Consider the following 7,095-nt stretch of genomic DNA (forward strand, 5'->3'; position numbering starts at 1 on the left):
GCGTTGCCTGGGATCGTCGACGGGCAGCGGCCGATGCACGATCTTCGATCGGGCGTTGGTGTAATCGACGACCAGCGTCGCCAGTTCCATGATGGTGAACTCGGCAGGGTTGCCGAGATTGACCGGGTGGGCGGGCGCGTTCGGCGCATTCATCAGCCGGATAAAGCCCTCGATCAGGTCGTCGGCATAGCAGAAGGAGCGCGTCTGCTGGCCGCTGCCATAGACGGTCAGGTCCTCGCCGCGCAGCGCCTGGACGATGAAGTTCGAAACCACACGTCCATCGTCGGGCTGCATGCGGCGACCGTAGGTGTTGAAAATGCGGGCGACACGAATATCGAGACCATAGGTTCTCGAATAATCGAAGAACAGGGTTTCGGCCGAGCGCTTGCCTTCATCGTAGCAGGAGCGCGGCCCGTGCGTGTTGACGTTGCCGAAGTAGCTCTCGGGCTGTGGATGCACGAAGGGATCGCCATAGACTTCGGACGTCGAGGCCTGGAATATCTTGGCCTTGTTCTGTCGCGCGAGTTCCAGAAGGTTCAGCGAGCCAAGCACGCTTGTCTTGAAGGTGTGGATCGGATCTGCCTGGTAGTGCGGCGGAGAGGCTGGGCAGGCGAGATTGTAGATCTCGTCGCACTGAAGGTCCGAAGGCAGTGCATCGACGATGTCGTGCTCGATGCAGCTGAAGCTCGGATTGCGCTGAAGGGCATTGAGATTGTATCTTTTGCCGGTGTGGAAATTGTCCAGCGCGACAACGTCGTATCCGTCCCGCAAAAGACGTTCGCACAGATGCGAACCTAAAAATCCCGCTCCTCCGGCGACAAGGGCGCGTCGTCGGCTTTGGCTGGCGTCCTTTTGGCTGCCGGATTCCAGTTTCAGAACCTTGACAAGCTTAGTCATGCTTTCCTCATACGCACCGAACACGCTACCGCCGGGCCGGGACAAAGCATCGCCCGGCCACGTTCCTGAGAACGTGGCAAACCTCCGCATCTGCGGAACCGCCATCACTGATGTGCGTCAATTGTTCTTGGCTTTCGCGAAGCTGGTGCGACTACACAACCTCCGTGCTGCCGCTCAGCATTCTCCGCGCCCCGAAATCGCGATCACACGCCCGGTGTCACCATCGATTGCTCGCCCAAATTGCACATCCCAACGCATCGAAAATATACCTGTGGAAATTATAGTCAACTAAATTAGCAATTCCTTAACCAAATGCGCTCGCGAATGGTTAATCATGAAAGCGGCTACGGCCTCTCGGACCGAAGCATGGCGCACAAGGCAAATCCTGTTTATGAATCAGCATATTGGCTCGATCGACGTCAATATGTTGCCGGACGCGGCAAGCTGTCCCTTGAGGTAGAATCAAAACCTGACAGCAAGAACGGCCAAGAATGAGCCGACAGCAATATTCAGCGCGGCGCGCGAAATACACGGCTTAATTTTTGAGCGCATAGGTAGAACGTTATCGGCATTGTTGCGCAGCCACGCCGCCAAGCTGGTTGCGCTCGCACCCCGCACGGTCCACCTCCAGGGTGGCTGACGCAACTGGCCATCGCCTTTTGGCCGTCGGGGCGCTATTGGCAAGGTCACGATACGCCATGGTGATGTGAATGCGCTTTCTGTTTGTCCTGATCCTGCTTGTCGGCGCCGGCGTCGGTGTCATCTATCCCTGGGCGAGGAGCAATTTCTCCGGGCACGAGATCGGCACCTGGCGGGTCTATGAGCAAGGCCGTTTCAAGCCGCTGACGGTGCCGCTCTCCGGCCGCGATGCGCCGGTGCGGGTGCTGGTCGACCTGACCGCAAGAGCCGAGCGCATCGTCTCGCAGCAGCGCACCGTGCTGACGCTGACCGCCGCCAGCAATGGCCGCACGGTGCTCGCCTCGACGCTGCAGTTCAACCATTCCGACAATCCTCGCCAGGCCAGCCCGCAACTGCCCGACAAGATCTTTCGCGACGAGGCCGGCGTCATCGCGACCGTCAGCCCGGGTCCCTACGTCTTCACCGTCGGACCGGGTGATGCCGACGACATACCGATGCGGGCTGTCGATCTCATCCTGCGCTCCGGCGCAGGCGAGATCGACAGCCGTGCACGGCCGGTCGGCTTCGCGCTGATGGCGATCGGCCTGATCGGATTTTTGCTGACCTTGCGCACTCGAGGCGGTCGGCCGGAAAATCCGAACTCTCAGCCGCCACCGCCGCGCTGGGGCAGGGGCTGATGCATGTCGCCCAAAAGTGTGCAGCGGTTTTGGGACAACGACATGCATAACGGCACAAAACGATGAACTACCGCCACGCCTACCATGCCGGGAATTTCGCCGACGTCGTCAAGCATGTCGTGCTGACGCGCTTGCTCGAGTATCTGAAGCAGAAGGACAAGGCGTTTCGGGTCGTCGACACCCATGCCGGCATTGGCCGCTACGATCTGTCGTCGGCCGAAGCGCAGAAGACGGGTGAGTGGCAAGGCGGCATCGGCAGGCTGATCGATGCCCCGTTTGCCGCGCCGGTGGCAGCACTGCTCGCGCCTTATCTGGAGACAATACGGTCGCTCAACCCTGAGGGTGGCATCCAGAAATACCCGGGCTCGCCGTTGATTGCGCGCCATCTCATGCGCAAGCAGGACAGGCTGACCGCGATCGAGCTGCACCCCAAGGATGCCGCGAGGCTGAGGACGTTCTTTGCCGGCGATTTCCAGGCCCGGATCATCGAACTCGATGGCTGGCTGGCGCTCGGCGCCCATCTGCCGCCGAAGGAGAAGCGCGGCCTTGTTCTCATCGATCCGCCATTCGAGGAAGCGGGTGAGTTCGATCGCCTCGTCGACGGGCTCATAAGGGCGCACAAGCGCTGGCCAGGCGGCATCTACGCGCTCTGGTATCCGATCAAGGACCGCAAGGCGATCATCGCTTTCCGCAAGGCGCTGAAGCAATCGGGCATCCCGAAGCTGCTCGACATCGAATTCGAGATCAGGCCGGCCTCTTTGGAACCCAGCCTCGACGGCAGCGGTCTGCTGGTGGTCAATCCGCCGTTCACGCTGGAGGGCGAGCTGCGGACGCTGCTGCCGGCCCTGCACAGGCTGCTTGCGGTGGGGCGGCCGGCGCACTGGTCGTTGGAATGGCTGGCCGGCGAGCAGGCTTGAGGCGGGCTCATTGACGACCCGGGACCCGCGCTCTTTTGGATCCGGGCATGAACGTGCCAGAGCCATTCCGGTGCCGTGTAAATTCGGCTTTGGTCGAAAAGCAGTTTCAAACTGGGAAACCATTGTCAACGCAACCGCTTGACCGCCGCCGAGCGAATCCGCACAGTGCGCACAATCGACCTTGAGAGGCTGCCATGACTCGCTTCGCCAAATCCGCTCTTGCCGCCCTGATTTCGCTCTGCACCCCGCTTGCCGCGCCTCTCGGTATCACCCAGACCGTGCAGGCCGCCGATCTTACGGTCTATTCCGATGAAGACAGCGGGGTTTGCGGTCAGCCTTGGGTACTGAACAAGATCACCAGCCGCTTTTCCTATCAGGTGCATCACGTGCCGCATCTGCCTGATGTGCAGATCACCGATTTCCGGCGCATTCACCAGCATCGCTATCTGGCGGCCGACGATACCTGGCCGATCGGTCGCCGTTATTGCGGGGCCACCGTCAGCCTGTCCGACGGCCGCGATCGCACCATCTGGTACCTGATCGAGGAAGGCCAGGGCTTTGCCTCGATCGGCGACAATGTCGAATTCTGCGTCTCGGGCTTCGACCGCTGGATGGTCTACAACGGCCGCTGCCGCATTCTGCGCTAAACCCGGTTTCCCCTTCCAATCTCTTTCGCGCCTGTGGCTTGATCGGCTGCAGGCGTTTTTCGTGCCGCGTTGACAGCTGGCGCGATCCGTCGCATATGTATGAGACAGACCTGTCTCACCACTCGGTATGCGCCATGACACCATCGCCCGTTTCCGATAAGCGCCAGCACGTCGTTGAAACGGCCTACGTGCTGTTCAAGCGCGCCGGCTTCCATGCGACGGGTATCGACCGGATCATCGCCGAAGCCGATGTGGCCAAGATGACGATGTATCGCCACTTCCCCAGCAAGGACGAATTGATCGTCGAGGTGCTCGACTATCGCGCTATGCGTTTCGACCGCCAGCTCGACCGGCTCGCCCAGGAGGGCATTCCGCCGGAACAGAAAATCGGAAGGATCTTTGACTGGCATGCACGCTGGTTCCGCAGCGCCGATTTCCATGGCTGTCTGTTCGCACATGCATTGGCCGAGTTCGGCGATCCCGGGCATCCGGTTTTCAAGGCCGTTGTCAGGCAGAAGAACGGCCTCAAGCGGCGCATGCGGTCTATCCTCGAAGAGATGATGCCGCGCGGCCGCGCCGAAAGCGTGGCGGCGACACTGCTTATGCTGATCGAAGGTGCGACCTTGCTGGCGCAGATGGGGCCGGCCGACGCCGCCATTCGCGACGCCCGCAAGGCGGCCATGGGCATCGTCGCTGCTTCGCGTGAGTCCCAATGAGCCCGCTGGTCGTCGGGCTCGCATTGTTTGCGGCGATCCTGCACGCAACCTGGAACGCGTTCCTGCGCACGGGGGCCGACAGGTTGTGGACCGTCACCGTCATGAGCTTTTCCAGTACGGCGCTCGCCATCCCCTTAGCCTTCTTCCACGCCGTTCCGGCCGCGCCGGCCTGGTCTTACATTGTGCTCTCGGCCTGCCTGCAGGTTGGCTACAGTTTGTTTCTGGTGGCCGCCTACAGATATGGCGAGCTGGGACAGGTCTATCCGATCGTTCGCGGCAGCGTGCCGCTGCTCGTCACGCTCGGCGGGTTCTTCCTGGCCAACCAGCAGCTCACTCTGCCGCAGACCATCGGTGTCGCGCTGGTCGCGGGCGGCATCATGGGCCTTTCTCTCGGAAGGGGCAGGGCCGCCACGACATCGATACTCTATGCGCTGGCAACGGGAGCGATCATCGCCGCTTATGCGACGGTCGATGCGCTCGGCGTTCGGGCGGCGGGAAACGCCGGCGCCTATACCGCATGGGTGCTGCTGATCTACGGCGCGTTGCTGCCGGCGGCCTTCGTCGCCTGCCGTGGCCGGCTCACAGTCGACCTGGGTGCGCCGGAAACCTGGAAGGCGCTGGGCGGCGGCCTGTTTGCACTTCTGGCCTACGGTGTCGTGGTCGCGGCCTTCGCGCTCGGACCGGCCGGTCCGATCACCGCGATCCGCGAAACCAGCGTCGTCTTCGCGGCCTTCATCGGACGCCTGTTCCTCGGCGAGGTGCTGACGCCGCGGCGGGTCGGCGCCTGCGCCATCGTCGCGCTCGGCGCCATCTGCCTCGGCTATCAGCCGTGACGGAAATGCGCATCGCGCAGTTTCTCGATTTTCCTGATGGCGCCGACAGGTAAACCGGCTAGTCTGGACTCCCGAGAGCGGCATTACCCTCGGGAGTTTTCATGGATCTCGCGACCTCGCTTGCCTTTGCGGCCGCCTTCTTCGTGTTCGCTGCCAGCCCGGGTCCGGACAACATGACGATCATCGCGCGCACAATCTCCAATGGCGCCGCGTCGGGCATCGCCTACGGTGCCGGCACCGTGGTCGGCATCCTCATCTTCCTGATCCTCGCCGCCTTTGGCCTGTCGATCGTCGCCGCCAAGATGGCGATCGTCATGACGGTGCTTCGCTATGGTGGAGCGGCCTATCTGGTCTGGACGGGCATCAGGCTGTGGATGGCGGCGCCCGTCATTCCCGAACTGCAGCCCATCTCAGGACGGCGAGGGCTGTTGATGATTTTTGCCACCGGCATCGCGCTCAATCTTGGCAATCCGAAAATGCCGTTGTTCTACATTGCGCTGTTGCCTAGCGTCGTCGGCGCATCGCTCGACGCAGGTCATCTCGGTGTGCTGATGATGGTGATCGTGGCCGTCGAGGTCGTGGTGATCGGCGGTCATGTCGTCCTCGCCGGTCGCGCCCGCAGCCTGTTGCGCACACCAAGGATCGTACGCCGGGTGAACCGCGCGGCGGGCGGTGTGATGATCGGCGCCGGCGTTGCCGTTGTTGCCGCGCGCTGAGCGGATTGCCCAGTCATCACGCTATTTCCTGCGCGCCGCCGCCTCGGCCTGATCGAGGATCTTGCGCAGGAATGCGGCATGGCCGCGGAACGCGCGCCGTCCGCTCGTCGTCGCCCTGACGCGCGTCTGCGGCCGGCGGCCGACGAACAGCTTTTCGATGTCGACATAACCAGCCCTGGCCAGCGTATCGAGATGCGCACCGAGATTGCCGTCGGTGACGTCCACGATGGCTTTCAGCCCGGTGAAATCCAGCGTTTGCCGCCTTTCCAGCATGCTCAGCGCCGCCATGATCCTGAGCCGAGTGCTCTGGTGGATGATTTCGTCGGCACTCATCGATTGGCTCCGGCGCAGCCAAGCCGGAGGCCGCCGACAACCATGCTGCCGCCGTGGCGGACCGTCTTGGCAATCTCGAACGGCGACAGCGCCGCTTGCTCCTGTGCGATCGACATTGAAATGCTCCAGCATGCTGTACAGAATACTCTGCCATGTAGAGTTATCTGTCAATTCACGAGCAGGCCGATCTGCGTTCGTGCTTGACAAGACGATGCACCGATCGGCTGTCGCATTGCAGTATAGATCGTCCGCCTGCACGAGATGATCGCACCGATGAGGCAGCGGTCATGATATCGGCGGCCGACGATCGACACGCAAAGCTGCTCGCTGATCTTCGGAGCTTCACGAGAGGAGCGCTTCCGCGGACTGTGGAGAATGTCGGCGACACATTCTAGCCAATGGTCGAAGATCAGAAGTGAATTTCTGCGACGATCAGCACGACCATGTGCCGATCGTAACCGAAATTTAAGCTGCGAAAATCAGTCTATTGCTTCGCTGGCTAGCAAGCCGCGAGTCAGATATGCATGAGCGCGCCGGGTCATTACGGCCGTCGGCACAAAGGAAGGGGCATCGCATGGCTAAGCAGTCATCCAAAGCGCCGGCGTCCAAGGCACCGGCAAAGAAAGCACCCGCAAAAGCAGCAACGGCAAAGGTCGCAGCTGCAGTGAAGAAAGCAGCACCCGCTGCCAAGCCGAAGGCCACGGCGGCCAAGGCAAAAGC

Annotated in this window: 9 protein-coding genes; 7 read left to right on the forward strand and 2 right to left on the reverse strand. The window is 61.8% G+C overall.

All coding sequences use genetic code 11. The features are described from left to right. Positions 1-897 (reverse strand): UDP-glucuronic acid decarboxylase family protein (locus tag EN949_RS30985; RefSeq protein ID WP_164782594.1); only part of this gene is annotated, 897 nt, incomplete at its 3' end. A 366-nt stretch (positions 898-1,263) separates the two neighbouring features. Between EN949_RS30985 and EN949_RS37170 the strand changes: the two genes are divergently transcribed. The 7 genes from EN949_RS37170 (at position 1,264) to EN949_RS31015 (ending at position 6,042) form a co-directional block, all read left to right on the forward strand. After that, positions 1,264-1,392, forward strand: coding sequence for a hypothetical protein (locus EN949_RS37170; RefSeq protein ID WP_255337192.1), 129 nt, complete (start codon positions 1,264-1,266; stop codon positions 1,390-1,392). 215 nt (positions 1,393-1,607) lie between these two features. Further along, positions 1,608-2,213 (forward strand): hypothetical protein, encoded by a 606-nt coding sequence (locus tag EN949_RS30990; protein ID WP_127366013.1) that lies wholly within the window; start codon positions 1,608-1,610, stop codon positions 2,211-2,213. Positions 2,214-2,275: 62 nt separating this feature from the next. Further along, complete coding sequence (locus EN949_RS30995; protein WP_024504300.1) at positions 2,276-3,130, forward strand: 23S rRNA (adenine(2030)-N(6))-methyltransferase RlmJ; 855 nt, start codon at positions 2,276-2,278, stop codon at positions 3,128-3,130. A gap of 194 nt (positions 3,131-3,324) precedes the next feature. Further along, positions 3,325-3,777 carry a hypothetical protein gene (locus EN949_RS31000; protein WP_013532490.1) on the forward strand — a complete coding sequence of 151 codons (453 nt, stop codon included), beginning with the start codon at positions 3,325-3,327 and terminating at the stop codon, positions 3,775-3,777. Positions 3,778-3,911: 134 nt separating this feature from the next. Next, positions 3,912-4,493 (forward strand): TetR/AcrR family transcriptional regulator, encoded by a 582-nt coding sequence (locus tag EN949_RS31005; RefSeq protein WP_027162718.1) that lies wholly within the window; start codon positions 3,912-3,914, stop codon positions 4,491-4,493. Continuing rightward, positions 4,490-5,326: a DMT family transporter gene (locus tag EN949_RS31010; RefSeq protein WP_027162719.1), complete on the forward strand. Its 837-nt coding sequence runs from the start codon at positions 4,490-4,492 to the stop codon at positions 5,324-5,326. The genes EN949_RS31005 and EN949_RS31010 overlap by 4 nt, the downstream gene beginning before the upstream one ends. Positions 5,327-5,427: 101 nt before the next feature. Continuing rightward, on the forward strand, positions 5,428-6,042 hold the full coding sequence (locus EN949_RS31015; RefSeq protein ID WP_064993149.1) for a LysE family translocator: 615 nt from the start codon (positions 5,428-5,430) through the stop codon (positions 6,040-6,042). A 21-nt stretch (positions 6,043-6,063) separates the two neighbouring features. Here the strand turns inward: EN949_RS31015 and EN949_RS31020 are convergent, their stop codons facing one another. Further along, positions 6,064-6,375 (reverse strand): transcriptional regulator, encoded by a 312-nt coding sequence (locus tag EN949_RS31020; protein ID WP_013532486.1) that lies wholly within the window; start codon positions 6,373-6,375, stop codon positions 6,064-6,066. Positions 6,376-7,095: the final 720 nt, after the last annotated feature.

This window comes from Mesorhizobium sp. M7A.F.Ca.US.007.01.2.1, assembly GCF_003998165.1.
Taxonomy (GTDB): Bacteria; Pseudomonadota; Alphaproteobacteria; order Rhizobiales; family Rhizobiaceae; genus Mesorhizobium; species Mesorhizobium ciceri.

Excerpts from the sequence above, each read along its gene's own strand:
- EN949_RS37170 (WP_255337192.1), top strand. The coding sequence starts at position 1,264 with ATGGCGCACAAGGCAAATCCTGTTTATGAATCAGCATATTGGCTCGAT.
- EN949_RS30990 (WP_127366013.1), top strand. The coding sequence starts at position 1,608 with ATGCGCTTTCTGTTTGTCCTGATCCTGCTTGTCGGCGCCGGCGTCGGT.
- EN949_RS30995 (WP_024504300.1), top strand. The coding sequence starts at position 2,276 with ATGAACTACCGCCACGCCTACCATGCCGGGAATTTCGCCGACGTCGTC.
- EN949_RS31000 (WP_013532490.1), top strand. The coding sequence starts at position 3,325 with ATGACTCGCTTCGCCAAATCCGCTCTTGCCGCCCTGATTTCGCTCTGC.
- EN949_RS31005 (WP_027162718.1), top strand. The coding sequence starts at position 3,912 with ATGACACCATCGCCCGTTTCCGATAAGCGCCAGCACGTCGTTGAAACG.
- EN949_RS31010 (WP_027162719.1), top strand. The coding sequence starts at position 4,490 with ATGAGCCCGCTGGTCGTCGGGCTCGCATTGTTTGCGGCGATCCTGCAC.
- EN949_RS31015 (WP_064993149.1), top strand. The coding sequence starts at position 5,428 with ATGGATCTCGCGACCTCGCTTGCCTTTGCGGCCGCCTTCTTCGTGTTC.
- EN949_RS31020 (WP_013532486.1), bottom strand. The coding sequence starts at position 6,375 with ATGAGTGCCGACGAAATCATCCACCAGAGCACTCGGCTCAGGATCATG.